Origin of the sequence: Halomonas ramblicola, from assembly GCF_030409215.1 — a bacterium.
Taxonomy (GTDB): domain Bacteria; phylum Pseudomonadota; class Gammaproteobacteria; order Pseudomonadales; family Halomonadaceae; genus Halomonas; species Halomonas ramblicola.
On the sequence record NZ_JAUFPL010000034.1, the window covers coordinates 31,905 to 53,465 of the forward strand.

The following is a 21,561-nucleotide window of genomic DNA, read 5'->3' on the forward strand; positions in this document are numbered from 1 at the left end:
ACCAGTCGTCGACGCCGGACGAGTTCAGCCCTCCGAGGTTGAAGCGAAACCTTGGTGATGATATTTTGAACCTTCGTTTTACTTTTGTGAGACCAAAGGTTCTGGAGGACCCATGGAGATTCGTCAAGCAATCCACAGTGAACACGCCAAGACCCTGGATACTCAGGGCCTGCGCGATCAGTTCCTGATCGAGGAGCTGTTCGTCGCTGACCAGCTCAAGCTGGTGTACAGCCATATCGATCGCATCATCATCGGCGGCGCCCTGCCGGTGAACGAGCCCGTCACTATCCCAGACTCGCTCGGCAAGCAGACCGGCACCGACTACTTCCTCGAGCGCCGCGAGCTCGGCACCATCAACATCGGCGGCCCCGGTGCGATCGTCATTGACGGCACCCGCCACGAGATCGGCACCCACGAAGGCCTGTACATCAGCAAGGGCAGCCGCGATGTCCAGTTCGAGAGCGGGGACCCGACCAACCCGGCGGCCTTCTACATGGCCTGCGCCCCGGCCCATCAGGCCCACCCGACGCGCAAGGTGACCCTGGAGGACGCCTCGCCCCAGACCCTGGGTGACGCTGCCAACAGCAACAAGCGCACCATCTACAAGTTCCTGGTGCCGGACGTGCTGCCCACCTGCCAGCTGCTGATGGGCATGACCCGACTCGAGGAAGGCAGCCTTTGGAACACCATGCCCTGCCATACCCATGAGCGGCGCATGGAAGCCTACTTCTACTTCGACATGGCCGACGACAACCTGGTCTTCCACATGATGGGCGAGCCGCAGGAGACCCGGCACCTGGTGGTGCGCAACCGCCAGGCGGTGCTGTCGCCGAGCTGGTCGCTGCACTCCGGCGTGGGCACCGGCAGCTACACCTTCATCTGGGCCATGGTCGGCGAGAACCAGACCTTCCCCGACATGGACCATGTCGCAATGGCGGACCTGCGCTGAGCCGCGAGGAGGACCCATGAGTGCATCGTTTTTCGACCTGAGCGGCAAGACCGCCATCGTCACCGGCTGCAACACCGGCCTGGGCCAGGGCATGGCCCTGGGCCTGGCCGCTGCCGGCTGCAACATCGTCGCGGTCAACCGCCGTGCCCCCGAGGAGACCCGGCGTCGCGTCGAGGCGCTGGGCGTGGGCTTTTTGGCCGTTGACGCCGACCTGGCCAGCACGGCGCCGATCGACGACATCCTGGCTCAGGCCGAGGAGCGCTTCGGCGGCGCCGACATCCTGGTCAACAACGCCGGCATCATCCGTCGTTCCGACACCCTGGAGTTCACCGAGCAGGACTGGGACGACGTCCTGGACGTCAACCTCAAGAGCCTGTTCTTCCTCTCCCAGGCCTTCGCCCGCTCCTGCATCGACGGCCAGCGCCGAGGCAAGATCATCAACATCGCCTCCATGCTGTCCTTCCAGGGCGGCATCCGGGTGCCCTCCTACACCGCCTCCAAGAGCGGCGTGCTGGGCTTGACCCGCCTGATGGCCAACGAGTGGGCCGCCCGCGGCATCAACGTCAATGCCATCGCCCCCGGCTACATGGCCACCAACAACACCGAGGCCCTGCGCAACGACCCCGAGCGCAGCCGCGAGATCCTGGGCCGGATCCCGGCCGGTCGCTGGGGCGACCCCGAGGACCTGGCCGGCGCCGCGGTGTTCCTGGCTTCATCCGCCTCGGACTACGTTCACGGCCATACCCTCGCCGTCGACGGCGGCTGGCTGGCGCGGTGAGCGCCTTGCGTCACCCCATCGACAACGCAGGACGCGGCCCTCGGGCCGCGTCCTGCGTCGTATTGGGGGGAGCCGAATCAGGCCGTCTCGGCCGCGCCGGCGAAGGCATAGTCATGGAAGCCCAGGCCTTCGGAGATGCGCTCGCCGGCCTGGTGCAGCAGGCGCACGTATTCCGCCCGCTTCTGGGCGTCGTAGCGCACCACCGGGAAGGACAGGCTGAGCGCCGCCACCGCCTGGCCGAAGCGGTCGAACACCGGCACCGACAGGCAGCGCACCCCGAGCTCGGCCTCTTCCCGGTCCTCGGCGACGCCTTCCGTGCAAATCGTCGGCAGCTCGTCCATGACCGCTTCGACGCTGGTCAGGGTGTGCTCGGTATGGGGCACGAAGTCGATCGACTCCAGCACCTGCCGCGCCCGCTCCGGTTCCATCCAGGCCAGCAGGGTCTTGCCCATGGCCGTGGAATACACGGGATTGCGGCGCCCGATCCGCGACTGCATGCACAGGTTGAACTGCGAGTCGTACTTGTGGAGGTAGATGATGTGCCGACGGTCCTCATCCAGCGCCCCCAGATGGATGGCCTCATGGGTGGACTCGGAGAGCCTGCGCATCTCGGCATCGGCCAGCCGGACCAGATCCACGTTCTCCAGGGCCGAGGCTCCCAGCTCGAAGAGCTTCAGGGTCAATGCATATTTTTCGGACTCCCCTTCCTGAGTCACATAGCCCAGCTCCTTCATGGTCTGCAGGAAGCGATAGGCAGTGCTCTTCGACGTGAAAGCACGCTGGGACAGCTCGGAGAGGCCTATCTCCCGCCGTTCGGCAAGCCCCTCGAGGATAGCGAACACCTTCATGACGGCTGCCACATTGTCGGGCTTTTGCGACACTGCCATAAGCCTCACACCTCGTTTCATAAAAATTGGAATGTTGGTCTAATTTTAACGCAGATCAACCCGAGATGCCACTCCCCACCGACGCGGCGACGAAACGAGCCGGCATGGACCATCGACCAAAGTATAAAAGAAACGTCGTTTCAATTTTATAGGCACACTGATACATTAAATACGAACCGAGGGACTGAAATAAGATAGACATGCCGCCACGACTCCCCCGATATGGTCGCGGTCGCTCCTCGGTCCAGACGCCAATCCATAACACCTACAACGGAGACGACATGCAAACGATCCCCCAGCCCAAATGGTTGACTGGTATCGCAGCGACCTGTGTGGCGCTGTCAATGTCCGGCCCGACCTGGTCTGCCGATAACATCCTGACGATGAAACTGGAACAGACCACCAACGACCACGCCCTGACCCTGCCCAAGGTCGCCATTACGCGGGTATTCGACGACACCTCCTCTCTCACCCTGGAAAAGTCCTGGTTCTGGCAGGAGGACGTCCATGAGAGCGGTTGGCCGAAGCATGACGAGGCCTTCGTGAACTACTCCCTCCCCGCCTACCGGTTGGGACAGGACGATCAGTGGTCCGTGACGCCCCAGCTAGGCGCCAAGTTTAGGTCCAATGTGACACGAGCCTTGGCGGGAATCAAAGTCGGTTATGCGGGAGACGGCTGGAGCCTTTCGGGACGCTATCGTTACGAGCACGAGACGACCCATGAAACGGCGGTCGAGGGGCGCGCGGGACGCATCGATCTCTATGCCAGCTACGATATCAATGATGACTGGACCCTACTTTACAACCCACACTACCACTTCAAGCACGAGAGCGACTCTCCTGACTTCCACACCGGCGATCGTGACTACCTCGAGCATGAGCTCCTGGTATTCCATAAACTGAATGCTAATAACACGGTATTCGGTGGATATATCCAAAGGGACAAGAATAGTGACCAGGTGGCAACGGACCCCGGCCAGAGGTTCAGCTCCTGGCTGATCGGTTACCAGTACAAGTTCTAGAGTGGCAGGGCATGGTGAGTTCCACCTCCCATGCCCATGGATTACCTCAACCGGGGAGCATGAGATGGCTGCCGATAGATCCCTGAAAGTTCGCTTCGAGAGACAGGGGAGGACCGATGGAAACCATGCGCACCCTGCTTGACAGGAGTATGCAACTCCTGTGCTGCCTGCTTTTCATCACCATGGTGGGTGTGGCTAGCTGGCAGGTCATTGCCCGGTATATCCTCAACGATCCCAGCACCGTGTCGGAAGCCTTCCTGAGGTTCTCACTGGTATGGCTGTCGATGTTGGCGATTGCCTATGTCGCGGGTCGTCGTGAGCACGTGAGCCTGACACTGCTAACAGACAAATTGACAGGAGCCTGGAAATCCGCTTTCGAAATGTCGATCGAAATCCTGTTCATCGGCTTCTCGGCATTCGTATTGCTCTATGGAGGCGCCCAAGCAACCGCCAACAGTATGAGCCAGGTCTATCCCATGCTGGATATCCCCAAGGGATTCCTTTACTTGTCCCTTCCATTGTCAGGGGCAATCATCATCACTTACTCCCTGATCAATTGCGTCAGCATATACAGGGGATGTCTTCGCACCAGGAGGCTGGAGTCATGATTCTAGATGCCGGCATCGTATTGATAGCATCTTTCATCGGACTACTTATCGTTGGCGTTCCGATAGGCATCTGTATTGCCATCTCTTCTACGGCAACGATCCTGCTGGCCCTGCCACCCGAGATTGCCATCTTCACAACGGCGCAGAAGATGGTATCGAGTCTGGACAGCTTCACTCTCCTTGCCGTACCGTTCTTCATTCTTTCCGGCGTCCTGATGAACAATGGGGGCATCGCCCTGCGCCTGGTCAGCTTTGCCAAACTGTTCAGTGGACGCATTCCAGGATCGTTAGCGCATACCAACATCGTGGGCAACATGATGTTCGGAGCCATCTCGGGTTCGGCGATCGCCGCCTCCACCTCGATAGGCGGGGTAATGGTGCCGATGAGCGAGAAGGAAGGGTATAGCCGCCCCTTCTCGGCCGCCGCCAATATCGCCTCGGCCCCGACGGGCATGCTGATCCCCCCGACGACCGCCTTCATTCTCTATGCCCTGGCCAGTGGTGGCACCTCCATCTCTGCGCTGTTTGCCGGGGGGCTGATTGCAGGCTGCCTGTGGGGAGTCGGCTGCATGCTGGTCGCCTACCTCACCGCCAAGTCTCGTGGCTACACCACGAAGCTTGATCTGCGCGACTCCTCGGTGCGCAGGGTCGTCATGGAAGCCCTACCAAGCCTGCTATTGATCGTCATCATCATCGGCGGCATCGTCCTGGGGGTCTTCACGGCAGTCGAGGCATCCGCCATCTCCGTCATCTACACAATGTTTCTGACGGTAATCATCTACAAAACCATCAACCTGCGCTCCTTCCTCACATCGCTGATAAAGGCCACGGAAACGACGGGCGTGATCATGTTCCTGCTCGCGGCCTCTGCCGCTATGTCATTTGCCATGTCCATCACCGGTCTACCCGCCGCACTGAGCGAAGCGATTCTCGGACTCTCCGACAACCCTGCCATAGTATTGCTTATCATCACGTTGATGCTTCTCGCCATCGGGTGCTTCATGGATATCGGACCGGCCATCCTGATCTTCACGCCGATCCTGCTGCCCATCGCCTCGTCGATCGGCGTCGATCCGGTCCATTTTGGCATCATCATGGTGTTCAACCTGTGCATCGGCACCATCACGCCTCCAGTTGGCACTGGGCTATTCGTAGGTGCTGGTATCGCCAGGGAAAAGGTCGAGAATCTACTACTCCCCCTCATGCCATTCTACATCGTGATCATGTTGACCTTGCTTCTGATCACATACATTCCTGGAATCACGCTATTCCTCCCCAGGGTCATGGGACTTTGAGCCCCACGCGACAAGACTTGGAGCACCACGACATGCAGGTATTCAGCGTCAAGCACAGCCCGCTTCTGAGACAAGACGAGCGTTTCATCGAGAAGGATGAAGTGACAGAACTGATCAAGAAGACCATCAACAATCTGATCAATATCAAGGATGAAACCGGAGAGTTCCTGCTCCACCTGGACGATGGCCGCACGATAGATACCAAGGGGTGGGCCGGCTGGGAGTGGACCCATGGCATCGGCCTCTACGGCATCTACCGCTATTACGAGCAGACAGGCGATACCGAGGCCCTGTCCATCATCGACGGCTGGTTTCACGACCGTTTCGCCGAGCGCCTGGCAACCAAGAACGTCAACACGGTATGCCCCTTCCTGACCCTTGCCTACCGCTACCAGGAAACGCGCCGCAAGGAGTGGCTTCCCTACCTGCAGGCCTGGGCGGACTGGGTCATGTATGACATGCCCCGCACCGACAAGGGCGGCCTGCAGCACGTCGTCTACAACAGCGAGAACCACCAGCAGCTATGGGACGACACCCTGATGATGAGCGTGCTGCCCTTGGCCAAGATCGGGCGCCTGCTCGGCAGGCCGGACTACGTGGAAGAGGCCAAATACCAGTTCCTGATCCATGTCCAGTACCTCATGGATCGGAAGACCGGGGCCTGGTTTCATGGCTGGACCTTCGATGGCAACCACAATTTCGCCGAGGCGCGCTGGGCACGTGGCAACAGCTGGCTGACCATCGTCATCCCCGAGTTCCTAGAATTGCTTGATCTGCCGGCCAACGACCCCATACGCCGCTTCCTCCTCCAGGTGCTGGAGTCCCAGGTCGAGGCGCTGACCAAATGGCAGGCGGAGTCCGGTCTCTGGCATACGTTGCTCGACGATCCGTCCTCCTATCAGGAGGCCTCGGCCACGGCCGGCTTCGCCTACGGCATCCTCAAGGCCGTCAGGATGCGCTACCTCGACGCCTCCTACTACGAGATGGCGGAGAAGGCCGTCCAGGGCGTCATCCACAACATCAATGCGGAGGGGGAGCTGGAACAGGTCTCCTTCGGCACCGCCATGGGCGAAGGCCTCGACTACTACCGGGAGATTCCCCTGACCTCCATGCCCTACGGCCAGGCCATGGCCATCCTCTGTCTTTCCGAGTACATGAGGACGTACCTGTAATCACGACTAGTCCCCCGAGGACTCTAACCACCAACAACAGCAAACCCAGGAGTCGATCATGACCACACAGCGCCATACGAAAGCCATCCTGACGGCGGCTATCGCCGTCCTTTCCCTGGGTACCACGTCGGCACAGGCCCAGAACAGCGTCAACCTGAAGTTGGCATATGCCCAGAACCCGCAACCGGTCAAGGATGCCTTGGCCAGGTTCGGCGAGCTCGTCGAGGAGAAGTCGGAGGGCTCGATCAGTGTCACCTACTTCCCAGACAGCCAATTGGGCGGCGAGAGCGAGCTGGTCGAGCTGCTGCAGACGGGGGCCATCGACATGACCAAGGTCTCCGGTGGCCTGATGGGCAGCTTCTCGCCGCTCTACGGTGTCTTCTCCATGCCATACCTGTTCAACGACCAGGCGCACTTCCACGAGGTCATGAACAGCGAAGCCATCATGGACGAGGTCTACCAGTCCACCCAGGATCAAGGGTTCGTCGGCGTCGGCTGGTACGACTCCGGTCAGCGGAATTTCTATACCAGGGACACTCCGATCGAAAGCGTCTCGGATCTGGAAGGCAAGAAAATTCGGGTGATGCAGAGCCAGACCGCCGTCGACACCATGGAGTTGCTGGGAGCCTCGCCCGTGGTGATGGCCCAGGAAGAAGTCTATACGGCACTTCAGCAAGGCGTCCTGGATGGTGCCGAGAACAATGAGTTTGCCCTCACCACCGCCCGTCATGGCGAAGTGGCCGAATACTATTCTCTCGATGGGCATACTCGCATCCCCGATATCATCCTGTTCAACAGCAATACCCTGTCCCGTCTCTCAGACGCGCAACACGACGCCGTCATGGAAGCCATCCAGGAGTCGACCGAATTCCAGCTCGAGAAGTGGTCGGAAGCCGTCGATACGGCTCGGGACAGTATCCGCAACGACTTCGGTGTCGAGATCAACGAGGTCGATATCACGCCCTTCCAGGCAGCCGTTCAGCCGATGTACGAGCGCCTGAAGGACCAGCCCGAACAGTACGCTCTCTACCAGAAGATCAAGGAGCTGGGGGACAAGTAAGAAGCTGCAGACGAGGGGTTGCCTTGATTGTTCGGCAACCCCTCGTGGCCGATTCATGTCTCCCTTCACCCCTCTTCCTATGACCCTCCATAGCCCTACGGGAGCACCGGGCATCCAGAAATCGAAAATGGAAACATATATGAATGTAGGCATCAGAGCGCATGATCTCCCGAAACAGCCATTGAACAGTATCGTCACCGAGCTCTCGCAACGCGGACTCAATTCAGTACAACTGGCACTGAACAAGTCATTCGACTTCGATACGAGCCTGGGCTGCCTGAATCCCGGCATGGCACATCACATCGGCCACGCCTTTCGTCGTCACGATATTCAAATTGCCGTGCTGGGTTGCTATGTCAACATCATACACCCAGACCCGAGTGAAAGACGTAATGCACTGGCACGCTTCAAGGAACATCTGTGCTATGCGCGCGACTTCGGCTGCAGCATCGTGGGAACGGAGACTGGCAACGTCAATGCCGATATCGTCTACACCGAAGACAACTTCCACGAGGCTCCCTTTCAGGAGGTTATCGACAGTGTCAGGGAGTTGGTGGAAGAAGCAGAAAGATTTGGGGTGATCGTCGGCATCGAGCCAGGCGTGAACCATCCCTTGCACTCACCCGAGAAGGTTGGGCGAATGCTGGAAATGGTGAACTCCAACAACTTGCAGATCATCTTCGACCCCGTCAACTTCCTGACCATCGACAACTATATGCAGCAGAGGGAGATCCTTCAGGAAGCCATCGACTCCTGGGGCGACAGGGTGGCGGTCATCCATGCCAAGGACTTCATCGTTGAAGAGGGAGCCATCTGCCCTGCCCCTCTGGGCAAGGGCCTCCTCGACTATGCATTGCTTTTCGAGCGGCTCGGGCCACGCAAGCCATACATCAACGTCATCATGGACGAGATCGATGCCGATGACATCGAAAGCGGCATCGCCTTCCTGAACGCTCTCTAGCATCGCCAGGCGTCAACGGAGGAACATGAAAAAACTCCAGGGACAAGGTGTGTTCCCTGGAGCTACCGCATAGATTGTGGCCATGCTCATGAGGCCCCCGCTCTCCTGGCCAACTGGAAGCGAGGTAAAGGAGAGTCCCGAGCTATCCCTCGGTATGCTCACCGGTCACGACCGCAAGGTCCTCCTTGTCCATCCAGAACGGAGTGACCGCGAACCAGACGACCGTGACCGCCAGCATGGCCCACTTCATCGCCGATTCGCCCATGGCGTCGGCCAGGTAGAGCACCGGGAACAGTACCGTCAATACCAGCATCAAGATCGAGATGGTCTGGAGCAGTATTCTCATCTTGCTTACTCCTTGGTCGATTCGGTCGAGGTGACTGACGAGTTTCGCTCGTACCCGGTACCCACCGCGAATGTAGAGGTCACCGAGCTCTTCTGGGCCATAAAGCTCAAGGCGATGAACAGCGCCGCGGCGATGAACCAGCCGGGCAGGGCCACGAAGAAGATCTCGATGCCGGCAAACTCTACCAGGACCAGACAGATCGCCAGAGTGATCAGCCAAGTACCCAGCACCGGATAGGTAGCCTTGCGACCCGCGTATTCGGCATAAAAGCTCTTGAGCCTCAGCTTGGGCAGCACCCAGAAGTCGATGAAAATCACCGCGCCGATCGGCATCAGCAGCAGCCCGTACAGCGCCACGAAGCCCAGCAGTTGCATCGCCACGCCCGGGAACATTGCCACGAAGGTGGTCAACAGCCCCGTGCCGATCGTCACCTTGAACCGGGAGACCTGGGGGATGACCGCCTGGAACGCCAGGCCGGCACGGTAGATCGTCGGGTTGGCGGTGGTCCAACCGGCGATGATCACGCAGATGAGTCCCGCCACGCCCAGTGCCTGGTCGGCAAGGGGACCGGGCAAGGGGTTGGGGATGCTCCCCGACTCTGCCGCGGCGATCATCGCGCTGTCGCTGGTCAGCCCCGCCTCGTACATCTGGAAGGCGAAGAGCATCGAGGCGGCAAGCCAGGCCATGAAGTGGCCGACGTACATCCCCGCCGCCGAGGCGATGCTGTACCAGCTCTTGCGGGCGAAGCGCAGCACCGACAGGTCAGACATGCCGACGTGCATGGCCATGTTGGCGAACCAGGCGAAGAAGATCACATGCCAGATGGAGAAGTCCGGTTGTCCGGGCACCTGCACACCGGTCCAGATCGCCGTCTCGGCCAGCGCCCATAAGTCAGCCGTCGAACCGACTTCCGACCCTGTCGCATCGATGAACCACTTGAGCGAGACGATGCCGAAACCCAGGAAGATCAACACCATCCAGGGGGCGGCGATATTGGCGAACCAGGAAACGAAGCGGTAACCATAGGCAGCTACCAGGGTGATCACGATGCCGACGCCGAGCACGCTCAACACCCAGCCGACGCTGTTGGGCATCAGGTCCGCCAGGGTCGGCAGCGGGAAGCCGAACCAGACGCCCACGGCAGTCGCCGATACGGTGATCATGGCACCGGCCAGGAAGCAGAACGCCAGGCCGTTGGCCAGGTTGTAGAGAATCACGGTGTAACGGCCGGCGATCCTCTCGAGCTGGTAGTAGAGCGTCAGTCGCACCCGCGTGGCGATGGGGGCGGTGAGAAACAGCCAGCTCAGTACTGCCAACAGGTTGCCGATGACCAGTCCCATGACCACGTCGAAGGCCGCCACCCCGGCCAGCACGAACAGCGGGCCGATCATCAGCTCGGTACCGGCGGTATGCTCGCCGGCGTACATGCCGATGAAGTTCTTGAACCCCAGCCGGGCGTTTGGGGGGACGGGGTGTCGTTCGTATTCGCCACCGGCGGCGGTGGTCTCCACCGCCGCCGCTTGCTCATGCAGGTTGTCACTCACGGCGTGTACCTCCCGTTGTTGTTGGGTGGGCAGGGAATCAGGTCTCGAGGTAAACCACATGGCTGTGGGTGTACTCGTAGAGGCCGTGCTTGCCGTCGGCACCACCGATGCCCGACCTGCGCACCCCGGCGTGGAAGCCCTGCATGGCCTCGAAGTTCTCACGATTGACGTAGGTCTCGCCGAAGTCGAGGCCACGGCAGGCCTGCATGGCATGCTTGAGGCTGCGGGTATACACCGAGGAGGTGAGGCCGTACTCGCTGTCGTTGGCCAGGGCGATGGCCTCGTCGAGGTCGTCGACGATCTGGACCGGCAGCACCGGGCCGAAGATTTCCTGACGCATGATCGCCATCTCCTGGCGACAGCCGGCCAACACCGTGGGCCGGTAGTGGAAGCCCGACCCCAGGTCGGCGATGCGGCCGCCGGTGATCAGCTCGGCGCCCTCGCCCTGGGCGACCTCGACCATCCGTGCCACTTTGTCGAGGCCGGCGCGGTTGATCAGCGGGCCCATCTCCACGTCGGGCTGGGCGAGCGGGTCGCCGTAGCGGGTGGCGTCCATCGCCTTGGCCATGCGCGCGACGAACTCGTCGGCGACGCCGCGCTGGACATAGACACGCTCGGCGCAGTTGCACACCTGGCCGCTGTTGATGATGCGCGAGCCGCGGATGGCATTGACCGCCAGGTCGAGGTCGGCGTCGTCCATCACGATGGCCGGGGCCTTGCCGCCCAGTTCCAGGTTGAGCTTGGTGATGTTGTTGGCGGCACTGGCCATGATCCGCGACCCGGTGGCGACGCTGCCGGTGAAGCTGATCATGTCCACGTCGGGGCTGGCGGTCAGGGCGCTGCCGGTAGTGGCGCCGCTGCCGCTGACCACGTTGAAGACGCCGGGCGGCAACTCCAGGGCGTCGACCAACCGGGCGAACTCGAAGCAGTTGTTGGGCGTTTCTTCGCTGGGCTTGATGACGATGGTGTTGCCGGTGACCAGGGCCGGCGCCATCTTGCGAGCGATCAGGAAGAACGGGAAGTTCCACGGCAGGATGCCGGCGACCACGCCGAGCGGCTTGCGAAACAGGAAGATGCTCTCGTCGGGGCGGTCGCTCTCGATGATCTCGCCCTCGATGCGCCGGCCCCACTCGGCCATGTAGTCCAGGTAGTCGGCGGTGAAGTTGACCTCGGTCTCGGCCAGCCCCGTGACCTTGCCCTGCTCCTCGGTGATCACCCGGGCCAGGCGGGCGACGTTGTCGCGCAGCTTGTCCGCCAGGCGATGCAGGAAGGTGGCGCGCTCCACGGCGGGCCGGGCCGCCCAGCCCTTCTGGGCCGCGCGGGCCGCCGCCAGGGCGCGCTCGACGTCCTCGGCGCCGGACTCCGGCACCCGTGACAGCAGAGCCTGGGTGGCCGGGTTGTAGACCTCGAGGTGCTCGCGGGCCGACTCGAAGGTGCCGTTGATGTAGTTCTGATAGGTGGTGGGCTGAGTCATGTGGTTGCTCCGGTTGTGGTCGTACGAGAGATGGTGTCTCAGTAGGTCGACGAGGCCGACGAATCGCCCGGTGTGGTGCCCTTGTAACGGGCGATGGTGGCCAGCGCCCCCTGGCGCAGCAGGCTGATATCGATGCCCACGGCGATGAACCGGCAGCCCAGTGACGCATAGTGGCGCGCATCGGCTTCCACGGGGGCGAGGATGCCTGCCGGCTTGCCGGCCGTCTGCACGGCATCGATGGCATGCTCGATGGCGGCCTGGACCTCGGGATGTCCCGGATTGCCGGGATGCCCCATGCCCACCGAGAGGTCCGCGGGTCCGACGAACACCGCATCCACCCCCTCGGTGGCGGCGATCGCCTCCACGTTCTCGATGCCCTTGGGCGATTCCACCTGCACGATCAGGCAGAGCTCCTCGTGGGCTCGGCCCAGGTAATCGTCGATGCCGTCCCAGCGGGTGGCGCGCACCAGGCCGCCGCCCACGCCACGAATGCCGTGAGGGGGATAGCGCATGGCACGCACCAGCGCCGCAGCCTGCTCGGCGCTCTCGACCATGGGCACCATCAGGGTCTGGGCGCCGACATCCAGCAACTGCTTGATCAGCGCCGGGTCCTGGTTGACGGTGCGCACTACCGGTGCCGTGGCATAGGGGGCCACCGCCTGCAACTGGGCGAGGATCGTCGGCACCGTGTTGGGCGCGTGCTCGCCGTCGATCAATAGCCAGTCGAAACCGGTGGTGGCGCAGATCTCGGCGGCATAGCCGGTGGCGAATCCGGCCCACAGGCCGTACTGGACGTCGTCACCTTCCAAGGCTCGCAGGAAGGGATTGACTGGCATCTGCATGGGAAACTCCTACTGAAGGTTGACGTACATGCCGCCGTCGACCAGCAGCGAGGCGCCGGTGACGTACTGGGCCATGTCCGAGGCGAGGAAGACGATGGGACCGGCCAGGTCCTCGGGGCGTCCCAGACGGCCCAGGGGCGAGCGGCTGGCCATGTAGTCGCGCTTCTCGGTATCGGCGAGATCGTCCTTGTTGATGTCGGTCTCGATGGTCCCGGGCAGCACGGCGTTGCAGCGGATGCCATAGGGGCCCAGGGCAATGGCGCAGGACTGCATCAGCGACAGCAGCCCAGCCTTGGTGGGGGTGTAGTGGGTCTGCATGCCGCCGCCGACCAGGGCGCTGATCGAGCTGACGGCGATGATCGCCCCGCCGCGGCCCTGGCGCTGCATCTGGTTGGCCGCCGCCTGCACGGCGAAGAAGGCGCCGTTGAGGTTGGTATTCACCGTTTCGAGATAGGTCTCGCGGGGCATGTCGAGGAAGCTGTGGAAGGGGCAGATGCCGGCGTTGTTGACGAAGACGTCAACGCCGCCGAAGTTCGTCACGGCCGCCTCGACCAGCTTGTCGCCGGTTTCCGGATCGCCGGCCGGGGCGCCGACCGCGGCGGCACGACGGCCCAGGGCCTCGATCTCGCCGATCAGCGCCTCGACGGCGGGACGGCTGGACTCGCTGCCGCTGTAGCCGATGACTACATTGGCTCCCTGGCGGGCGCACTCCAAGGCAGCGGCACGGCCGATCCCGCGTGAGGCACCGGTGATGATGACGGCTTTGTCCTTGAGCAACATGGCGGACTCCTGAAAGGTCTGGATGGGCGTGCCAGCGATCACAGCCGGTAGACACGCCGGGCATTGTCGATGAACAGGGCTCGGGCCTCGTCCTCCGAGGCGTCGGCGACGATCTCGGCGTAGGCGTGCCAGATGTCCTGATAGCGGGCGTAGAGGCCGTCCACCGGGTAGTTGGAGGCGAACAGGCAACGCTCGATGCCGAAGGCATCGAGGGCCTCCAGGACCAGCGGCCGGATGCTGCCAACCGTCCAGTGGTGGTCGAGCATGCCGAAGCCGCTGAGCTTGACCACCACGTTGTCCCGGGCGGCCAGCTGGCGCAGGCCGTCACGCCAGGCCCGCCACCCCGCCACGCCCTGGCGGTCGACGTACATGCCAGCGTGGTTGAGCACGAACAGCGTCTCCGGGTGCTCGGCGGCCAGCCTCGCCGCCTGGGGCATCTGGGAGGGATAGAGCTGCAGGTCGAAGGAGAGCCCCAGGCGGCCCAGCAGGGCGAAATTCTCCCGCCAACCGGGGTCTTCCATGTAGTGGCGACCCACATAGTCGTAGAGCGGGTCGGCATGGACGTTGAGGATCTGCCGAACGCCCCGCACCCTATCGGACATCCCGCATTGGGCCGTCAGCTGTTCGCCGGCATCGCCACGGGACAGATCGGCGCCGACCACCAGCGCGGTGGGCAGCACCGGTTCGCGGGACGGCTCCATCGAAGCGGTCAGCCAGCGCGTCTCGGCCAGCGGGTCGACGGCATCGGCTTCGACATGTACGGCGCCCAGCAGCTCGATATCGCCACGCCCGGCCAGCAGTTCCTCGGGACCGAAGTCCCGTGCCATGGGCGAGTAGTCGCCGAGCAGGTTGGGGGACGGGTGCTCGAGCCAGGGCTGGTTGCCCTGGTCGAGCACCCAGAAGTGCACATGGGGGTCGATCACTTGCATGCGGTGGCTCCTGGCAGGAAGGTGAACACTTCATCGAGGGGCACGCTGATCGGCGCCTGATCCTCGTGAGTCTCCATGATATCCGCCATGTAGGCCCACCAGCGGCGCATCACCGGCAACTCGGGCAAGCGTACCGTCCGGTGGTCCTCGCGCAGCACCATGATCGCGAACAGTTGGTGGGTTTCAGAGTCGAGGAAGATGCGGTACTCCTCGATACCCGCCTCCTGCAACGCCTCGGCGAGTTCCGGCCAGAGGGCGTCATGCCGACGCCGGTACTCCGCCGCCTGGCCGGGGTGCAGTGTCATGCGAAAGGCCTGGATCGGCATGCTGCCCTCCTCGTCTCGACCATCGGATCAGTGGGTATAGGGACGTGCCAGCTCGCACTCGGGGTTGAGCCGCACCCCGAAGCCCGGCTTGTCGAGCTTGGCGGCGGGCAGGCGGCCGTTTTCCGGCACCGGCTCGTCGAGCAGCAGCGGGTTGAACATCGGCACCACCTTGTCCGCCTTGGGCGCCATCATCAGGAACTCGGCGAAGGGGCTGTTGTGGCGGGTGATCACGAAGTGATAGCTGTAGACCGAGGAGCCGTGCGGCACCACCAGCTTGTTGTGGGCGTCGGCCAGCGCCGAGATCTTGATCAGCTCGGTGATGCCGCCGCACCAGCCGACGTCGGGCTGGATGACGTCGCAGCAGTCCATCTCCAGCAGCAGGCGGAAGCCCCAGCGCGTCGCTTCGTGCTCGCCGGTGTTGACCAGCATGCCCCGGGGTACGTCGTGCTTGAGCTGGGCATAGCCCCAGTAGTCGTCCGGCGGCAGGGCCTCCTCGATCCACTTCAGGCCATACTCCTGAGCCCCCTGGGCCAGGCGAGTGGCGTAGTTGAGGTCGAGGCTCATCCAGCAGTCGTACATCAGCCAGAAGTCGTCGCCCACGGCGCGGCGCATCTCGGCCAGGTGCGCCAGATTGCGCTCGAGGCCTTCCTCGCCCTCGGCCGGGCCATGGACCAGCGGCATCTTGCCGCCGATGAAGCCCATCTGCTTGGCCAGGTCGGGGCGAGCGCCGGTGGCGTAGAAGACCAGCTCATCGCGTACCGGGCCACCCAACAGCTGGTGCACCGGCTCGCCGCGCACCTTGCCGAGCAGGTCCCACAGTGCCAGGTCGACACAGGAGATGGTGTTGATCACCACGCCCTTGCGGCCGTAGTAGAGGGTGGCGTTGAACATCTGGTCCCAGATCTTCTCGATCTCGGTGACGCGCTTGCCCTCGATGAAACGCGCCAGATGCTTCTCGACGATCCAGGCGCCGATCTCGCCGCCGGTGGTCACCGCGAAGCCGGTGGTGCCGTCGCTGGCCTCCAGTTCCACCACCAGGGTGCCGAGCACGTTGAGACCGAAGCTGCGCCGGGTCATGCGGTACTCGGGGTACTTGCTCATCGGCGTGGCGATTTGCGAGTCGATCCAGTGGCCCTCGGCCTGGTCATGGTAATCGGCCCCCCCGCCGCGAACGGTATAGGCGCGTACCTGCTTGATGGTCACTTCGCTCATGGGCTCCCCCTGTGGCGTGAAACGAATCGGTGTTGGGGAGAGTTCTACCCATGCAGGACAGGGGCGACCAATGAGAATCGTACGCCGATTGATACCCTGAGGTTATCGATTGGCGCCAGGCCGCATGTTAGGCTGCTTTCCGATGATCACGCCGTATCACCGCGACCTCGATGGTTCGACTAATGTCGAAGCCTTGAGCCTGGCGGCTCACCATAATTTCAAGGTATCGAAAGAGGCTTGAGGATGGAGGGATATCAGGCACTATTGAGCCGGCTGCGCTACAAGCACCTGCTGATGATTTCGACGCTGGGCAAGCGCCGCAACCTGCACCAGACGGCCGCGACCATGCACATGTCACAGCCGGCGGCCACGCGCATGCTGGGCGAGATAGAGAAGGTGTTCGGCTGTCAGCTGTTCGAGCGCACCGCCCGTGGCATGCAGCCCACCACGGTGGGCGAGATGCTGATCGACTTCGCCGACAACGCCTTGACCCGCCTCGACCGCTGTGCCGAGGAGGTGCATCGCTACCAGTTGGGTGGCCGGGGCCAGTTGACGGTAGGCGCTATCATGGGCGCCGCCCCGGACCTGGTGGCCCAGGCGGTGATCGAGATGAAGCGCCAGCGTCCGTTGCTGCAGATCCGGCTGATGGGCGAAACCAGCGACCAGCTGGTCGAGCTGCTCGAGCAGGGCAAGATCGACATTGCCATCGCCCGCTACGCCAGTGTAATCCAGCACAACCAGTTCGACTTCGAGCCGCTGGGCAACGAAACCATGATCACCGTGGTGCGCCGCGGCCACCCCCTATGCATGGCCGAGCTGCCCCCGCTGGAGGAGCTGCTCGAAGCGTGGCCCTGGATCCTGCAACCGATAGCCACCCCGGCGCGCCAGGCGCTGGAGAAGGAGTTCGAGATGGAGGGGCTGGTCTCGCCGCGGGACATCATCGAGTGCGGCTCGATCTTTGCGGCACTGCAACTGGTGCAGAAGAGCGATGCCCTGCTGGTGATGGCGGAAACCGTCCTGCGCGATCACCTGGAGGCCGGGCTCATCGAGAAACTGCCACTCTCTATCGGCCGCGCTCTCTCCCCTTTCGGACTGCTGATGCGCAAGGACACCCTCTACGACGAACCGATCACCGGCTTCTGCGAGATCCTGAGACGCAATGCCGCCGACTGGCGCGCCGGTATCGGGGCTTGAGCCCACCGGCTCCTCCCTCCTACTGCGGGGCATCCAGCGCCGCCAACAGCGTCGCATCGCGACCGTAGATATCGGGGCGGAAGCTCAGTACCCCCTCCGCGTCGGCATGCACCGTCGCATAGTGCAGGATCACCGGCATGCGCCGCGCCAGCGAGACGTTGCGGGTGCGCCCCGCCGCCACCAGGGCGCGGATGTCGTGTGCGGTGCCGGTGTCCTCGAACAGCAGCTGGGCCAGTTCATGCACGCCCTGGACGCGGATGCAGCCGGAACTGAAGGCGCGCTGCTCGCGGCCGAACAGGCCCTGGGACGGGGTGTCGTGGAGATAGACCATATGCGCGTTGGGGAAGCGGATGACCAGGTCGCCCAGGGGATTGTCGTCGCCCGGCACCTGACGCAGCACGATGTTGCCGGGGTCCTCCCAGTCCACCCGCCAGGGATCGAGGGGCTCACCCGAGGGGCTGAGTACCTGGATGCGCTCGCGCCACAGATAGCCGAGGTCGCGGCGCACCTTGGGCAGCACGTCCTCGCGCAGGATGGTGGGCGGGATCGTCCAGCTGGGATTGACGGTCAGGTGGGTGATCTCGGAGCGCAGCGAGGGCGTGTGGCGATAGGGCTGGCCCACCACGATGCGCGAGCGCCAGGTCTCGCCATTGGGCCGATGGTAGCGGATCCGGTAGCCGGCAATGTCGACCAGCACGAAGGCCTCGGGCAGGTCGTGGAGCAGCCAGCGGGCACGCTCGAGGTTGAGGCGAATCTGGTCGATGCGGCGCGCCACCGGCACGTTGAGGGCGTCGCGGGTGCGGGGACCGACGATGCCGTCGGTCTCCAGCAGATGGCGGCGCTGGAAGCGCTCGACCGCTGTCTCCAGGGTGGCGTCATAGCGTCGCGGCTGCGGGACGGCCAGTCCCGCCGCCATCACCTCCAGCTCGCCGATCACCGCCAGGCGCTCGCGCAGTACCACCACGTCGTCGTGAACGTCGCCGGGGCGCAGGGCGTCCTCGCGCGCCGGCAGCTGCGGCCAGCCGCCCAGGCGCGCGATGCGGCGGTAGCGGGCCAGGCCATCGCGCAGCCGCGTGTAGGCGGCATGCTCGGGACGCGCCTCGGCGAAGGCCTGCGCGAAGTGCCGGGATTCCACGGCCCGGGAGAGCGCCGGCATGTCGAAACGCGCCGGTGCCACCGGGATCTCCCATGACGGCTCGACCTCACGGGGATCGAACCGGCCGCGTTGCAGATGCTCCACCGCTCGCAGCAGCCGTCGGGTGGCCGCCAGTTCGAAGCGGGCCTGGGCCTCCTCGTCCGAGCCGGCGTGGGCCCGCCGATAGTCCGCCAGCAGTTCATCGGGGCGATAGTCGCGCGGCTCCAGGCCATCGCCTTCCAGGCCCTGCAGCGCTTCGGCGAAGGCCGCCACCGTCCGGCGCTCCTGCCAGGCCGGCCGCCGATCACGCGCCGCGTAGAAGGCGCGCAGCTCGGGAGCCGCCTCCCCCAGCAGTCGCGCCAACGGCGCCGTCGCCGCTTTCTCCGAGGCCTCTTCCTCCCCGGCCAGCGCCATGCCGGACAGGCCCAGCATCATGACCAGCGCCCAGCCCAGGGCGACGACTGCTCTCATGACCGCCTCCTGCTTCGTTGATAGCTTGAGTAGCGTCCTTGACACTCACCCTCATAATAGTGCCTGACTCGGGGCCGCAGGGAAGCCGGCCCCTTCGCCATGCCCGCGCCATGGGCCCCAATTCCATGAATCCGACAAGCCGAACCACAACCCAGGACCGTCCATGACGCCACCGACTTCCCTTGCTCGTGCCGCCCTCGCTCCCTTCGCCATCGGCCTGCTGCTCGTCGGCCCCTCGGCCCATGGCGGCGACTTCCTCGCCCACCTCCCCGGCCATCATCAGACATTGGGTCAATCGCTCGCCCAGACCCTGGCTCGATTGGCCCCCGCGGCGTCTTCCCGGGTGCTGTACCTGGCCGCCGGCGCCCTGGCCTGTGCCGACCCCAACGCCGAGCGACTGGCGGTGATCGACTATTCGCTGCCCTCCACCGAGCCGCGACTATGGGTCTTCGACCTGGCCGAGCGACGCCTGCTGTTCGAGGAACTGGTCTCCCACGGCCAGGGGTCGGGCGACGCCTTGGCCACTGCCTTCTCCAACACCCCGGAGAGCCACCAGTCGAGCCTGGGCCTGTTCCGCACCCGCAACAGCTACTACGGTCGCAACGGCTATTCGCTGCGCCTGGAGGGCCTGGAAGCCGGCATCAACGACTTGGCCTATGAACGCGCCATCGTCATCCATGGCGCCGACTACGTCAGCGAGGCCTTCATCGAGCGTACCGGCCGGCTGGGCCGCAGCCACGGCTGCCCGGCGGTACGCCAGGCGGTCACCTACCCGCTGATCGACAGTATCCGTGAGGGGCAGTACCTGTTCGTCTACTATCCCGACGCCGACTGGCTCGCCTCCTCCGCCTTCCTCGACTGCCAGGGACCCGACGGCTCGCAGCTGGCCATGCAGTGACCGGCCCGCACGCCCCGCCGGGGCGCAACCTCGCCCCCACCTCGCACCATCACGGCGCCCACCGGGCGCCCCCTCCTGACTCGGCGGCTGCCGTTATTCGCCCTAGAATCAGTGTAGTCATTTGAAAATAAAGACAAATAACCAACATGGCAAAGCTATTGCTTGATGCATATCAATTGATCTACATCAAGACTTGGTGGGCGTGGACCAGGCTCCTCGGAGTACGAGTGCGTCGAACCGGACCTTCAACGAAGAAGGGCTCGATTCCTGAATCGTCAACGCGACGCCACTGCGAGGTTCACCCATGGACATCCTCAACAAGGCCAACAGAATCCGCCTGTTGAACTTCAGCACCCCCCAGATGCGCGCCTTCCACTTCTCGTGGTTCGCCTTCCATATCTGCTTCTTCGGCTGGTTCGGCATCGCCCCGCTGATGGCGGTGGTACGCGACGACCTGGGACTGACCAAGACCCAGATCGGCAACACCATCATCGCCTCGGTGGCCATCACCATCCTCGTGCGCCTGGTGATCGGCGTACTCTGCGACAAGATCGGGCCGCGCAGGGCCTACACCTGGCTGCTCTGCCTGGGCTCGCTGCCGGTGATGGGCATCGGCTTCGCCTCGAGCTTCGAGACCTTCCTGCTGGCCCGCCTGGCCATCGGTGCCATCGGCGCCTCCTTCGTGATCACCCAGTACCACACCTCGGTGATGTTCGCCCCCAACGTGGTGGGCACCGCCAATGCCACCAGCGCCGGCTGGGGCAACCTGGGCGGTGGCACCACCCAGATCCTGATGCCGCTGATCTTCTCCGGGATCCTGATGCTCGGCGTCAACGAGGCCCTGGGCTGGCGCCTGGCCATGGTGGTCCCCGGCGTGGTGCTGTTCCTCACCGGTATCGCCTACTACTTCTTCACCCAGGATGCTCCCAACGGCAACTTCGATGAGCTGCGCGCCCGGGGCGAGCTGCCGTCGGCCAGCGGCGAGCACGGCATGGCCCAGAGCTTCAAGGCCGCCGCCAAGGACGTCCGCGTCTGGGCGCTGTTCGTAGTCTACGCCGCCTGCTTCGGCGTCGAACTGACCATCAACAACATCGCCGCCATCTACTTCTTCGACCACTTCGACCTGACGCTCGCCACCGCCGGGATGATCGCCGGCCTGTTCGGCCTGATGAACCTCTTCGCCCGCACCCTGGGCGGCATCTTCTCCGACCTCTTCGCCCGCAGCGGCGGCCTCAAGGGCCGGGTGCGCTGGCTGTTCATCGCCATGCTCTGCGAGGGCGTCGCCCTGATGTTCTTCTCGCAGATGCACGTGCTGGCACTCGCCATCGGCATCATGCTGGTGTTCAGCCTCTTCGTGCAGATGGCCGAGGGCGCCACCTTCGGCGTGGTGCCCTTCATCAACAAGAAGGCGCTGGGCGCCGTGGCCGGCATCGTCGGCGCCGGCGGCAACGCCGGGGCGGTGGCCGCGGGCTTCCTGTTCCGCTCGGAGTCGCTCTCCTACCAGCAGGGGCTCTTCTACCTGGGCATCGCCGTGCTGATCGCCTCCCTGTGTGCCCTGGTGGTGCGTTTCTCGCCGGAGGTCGAAGCCGAGGAGGCCCAGGCCTACCGCGACGCCGTGGGCGAGGACACCGGCGCCGGCGCCCTGTCGCTGCGCTGAACGCCTACCCCCCGGTGCGCC

General features: G+C 63.7%; 21 protein-coding genes. 11 read left to right on the forward strand and 10 right to left on the reverse strand.

All coding sequences use genetic code 11. From position 1 onward, the window contains the following. Window positions 1-112 precede the first annotated feature (112 nt). Window positions 113-949 carry a 5-dehydro-4-deoxy-D-glucuronate isomerase gene (gene kduI / locus QWY80_RS17205; RefSeq protein ID WP_290234273.1) on the forward strand — a complete coding sequence of 279 codons (837 nt, stop codon included), beginning with the start codon at window positions 113-115 and terminating at the stop codon, window positions 947-949. A gap of 16 nt (window positions 950-965) precedes the next feature. Next, a complete protein-coding gene (gene kduD / locus QWY80_RS17210) occupies window positions 966-1,727 on the forward strand; it encodes a 2-dehydro-3-deoxy-D-gluconate 5-dehydrogenase KduD (protein WP_290234276.1) in 762 nt (253 codons plus the stop codon). A 77-nt stretch (window positions 1,728-1,804) separates the two neighbouring features. Here the strand turns inward: kduD and kdgR are convergent, their stop codons facing one another. Further along, complete coding sequence (gene kdgR / locus QWY80_RS17215; RefSeq protein ID WP_290234277.1) at window positions 1,805-2,614, reverse strand: DNA-binding transcriptional regulator KdgR; 810 nt, start codon at window positions 2,612-2,614, stop codon at window positions 1,805-1,807. 281 nt (window positions 2,615-2,895) lie between these two features. On the opposite strand from kdgR, the gene QWY80_RS17220 reads away from it, so the two are divergent. From QWY80_RS17220 to QWY80_RS17245, 6 genes are all read left to right on the forward strand, one after another. Beyond that, window positions 2,896-3,636: an oligogalacturonate-specific porin KdgM family protein gene (locus QWY80_RS17220; protein WP_290234279.1), complete on the forward strand. Its 741-nt coding sequence runs from the start codon at window positions 2,896-2,898 to the stop codon at window positions 3,634-3,636. Between the two features lie 116 nt (window positions 3,637-3,752). Beyond that, window positions 3,753-4,244 carry a TRAP transporter small permease gene (locus QWY80_RS17225; RefSeq protein ID WP_290234282.1) on the forward strand — a complete coding sequence of 164 codons (492 nt, stop codon included), beginning with the start codon at window positions 3,753-3,755 and terminating at the stop codon, window positions 4,242-4,244. Further along, window positions 4,241-5,539 carry a TRAP transporter large permease gene (locus tag QWY80_RS17230; RefSeq protein WP_290234285.1) on the forward strand — a complete coding sequence of 433 codons (1,299 nt, stop codon included), beginning with the start codon at window positions 4,241-4,243 and terminating at the stop codon, window positions 5,537-5,539. Before QWY80_RS17225 ends, QWY80_RS17230 begins: the two co-directional genes overlap by 4 nt. A gap of 32 nt (window positions 5,540-5,571) precedes the next feature. After that, on the forward strand, window positions 5,572-6,711 hold the full coding sequence (bglB, locus tag QWY80_RS17235) for a beta-galactosidase BglB (protein ID WP_290234287.1): 1,140 nt from the start codon (window positions 5,572-5,574) through the stop codon (window positions 6,709-6,711). A 58-nt stretch (window positions 6,712-6,769) separates the two neighbouring features. Then, entirely contained in the window at window positions 6,770-7,771 is a 1,002-nt protein-coding gene (locus QWY80_RS17240; RefSeq protein WP_290234290.1) for a TRAP transporter substrate-binding protein, read from the forward strand. A 139-nt stretch (window positions 7,772-7,910) separates the two neighbouring features. After that, a complete protein-coding gene (locus tag QWY80_RS17245) occupies window positions 7,911-8,732 on the forward strand; it encodes a sugar phosphate isomerase/epimerase family protein (RefSeq protein ID WP_290234294.1) in 822 nt (273 codons plus the stop codon). Between the two features lie 142 nt (window positions 8,733-8,874). On the opposite strand, the gene QWY80_RS17250 is transcribed toward QWY80_RS17245, so the two are convergent. From QWY80_RS17250 to rhmD, 8 genes are read right to left on the reverse strand one after another with little or no spacing between them, the layout of a single operon-like run. Next, the gene (locus QWY80_RS17250; RefSeq protein WP_290234298.1) at window positions 8,875-9,078 is read right to left on the reverse strand and encodes a hypothetical protein; all 204 of its coding nucleotides are present in this window, start codon (window positions 9,076-9,078) and stop codon (window positions 8,875-8,877) included. A gap of 5 nt (window positions 9,079-9,083) precedes the next feature. Continuing rightward, window positions 9,084-10,622 carry a purine-cytosine permease family protein gene (locus QWY80_RS17255; protein WP_290234301.1) on the reverse strand — a complete coding sequence of 513 codons (1,539 nt, stop codon included), beginning with the start codon at window positions 10,620-10,622 and terminating at the stop codon, window positions 9,084-9,086. Between the two features lie 37 nt (window positions 10,623-10,659). Next, window positions 10,660-12,096, reverse strand: coding sequence for an aldehyde dehydrogenase (aldA, locus tag QWY80_RS17260; RefSeq protein WP_290234304.1), 1,437 nt, complete (start codon window positions 12,094-12,096; stop codon window positions 10,660-10,662). Between the two features lie 38 nt (window positions 12,097-12,134). After that, window positions 12,135-12,938: an HpcH/HpaI aldolase/citrate lyase family protein gene (locus tag QWY80_RS17265; protein WP_290234306.1), complete on the reverse strand. Its 804-nt coding sequence runs from the start codon at window positions 12,936-12,938 to the stop codon at window positions 12,135-12,137. Between the two features lie 9 nt (window positions 12,939-12,947). After that, window positions 12,948-13,718 carry an L-rhamnose 1-dehydrogenase Lra1 gene (gene lra1 / locus QWY80_RS17270; protein WP_290234309.1) on the reverse strand — a complete coding sequence of 257 codons (771 nt, stop codon included), beginning with the start codon at window positions 13,716-13,718 and terminating at the stop codon, window positions 12,948-12,950. A 38-nt stretch (window positions 13,719-13,756) separates the two neighbouring features. Beyond that, entirely contained in the window at window positions 13,757-14,647 is an 891-nt protein-coding gene (locus tag QWY80_RS17275; RefSeq protein WP_290234311.1) for an amidohydrolase family protein, read from the reverse strand. Beyond that, complete coding sequence (gene rhaM / locus QWY80_RS17280; protein WP_290234314.1) at window positions 14,638-14,973, reverse strand: L-rhamnose mutarotase; 336 nt, start codon at window positions 14,971-14,973, stop codon at window positions 14,638-14,640. Before rhaM ends, QWY80_RS17275 begins: the two co-directional genes overlap by 10 nt. A 27-nt stretch (window positions 14,974-15,000) precedes the next feature. Then, window positions 15,001-16,185, reverse strand: a complete 1,185-nt coding sequence (gene rhmD / locus QWY80_RS17285) for an L-rhamnonate dehydratase (protein WP_290234317.1) — start codon at window positions 16,183-16,185, stop codon at window positions 15,001-15,003. Window positions 16,186-16,428: 243 nt separating this feature from the next. Between rhmD and QWY80_RS17290 the strand changes: the two genes are divergently transcribed. Next, complete coding sequence (locus QWY80_RS17290; protein ID WP_290234321.1) at window positions 16,429-17,379, forward strand: LysR family transcriptional regulator; 951 nt, start codon at window positions 16,429-16,431, stop codon at window positions 17,377-17,379. 19 nt (window positions 17,380-17,398) lie between these two features. On the opposite strand, the gene QWY80_RS17295 is transcribed toward QWY80_RS17290, so the two are convergent. Beyond that, entirely contained in the window at window positions 17,399-18,985 is a 1,587-nt protein-coding gene (locus QWY80_RS17295) for a L,D-transpeptidase family protein (RefSeq protein ID WP_290234324.1), read from the reverse strand. Window positions 18,986-19,148: 163 nt separating this feature from the next. Between QWY80_RS17295 and QWY80_RS17300 the strand changes: the two genes are divergently transcribed. Next, the gene (locus QWY80_RS17300) at window positions 19,149-19,883 is read left to right on the forward strand and encodes a murein L,D-transpeptidase catalytic domain family protein (protein WP_290234328.1); all 735 of its coding nucleotides are present in this window, start codon (window positions 19,149-19,151) and stop codon (window positions 19,881-19,883) included. 304 nt (window positions 19,884-20,187) lie between these two features. After that, the gene (locus QWY80_RS17305; protein ID WP_290234330.1) at window positions 20,188-21,540 is read left to right on the forward strand and encodes a NarK family nitrate/nitrite MFS transporter; all 1,353 of its coding nucleotides are present in this window, start codon (window positions 20,188-20,190) and stop codon (window positions 21,538-21,540) included. Window positions 21,541-21,561 lie beyond the last annotated feature (21 nt).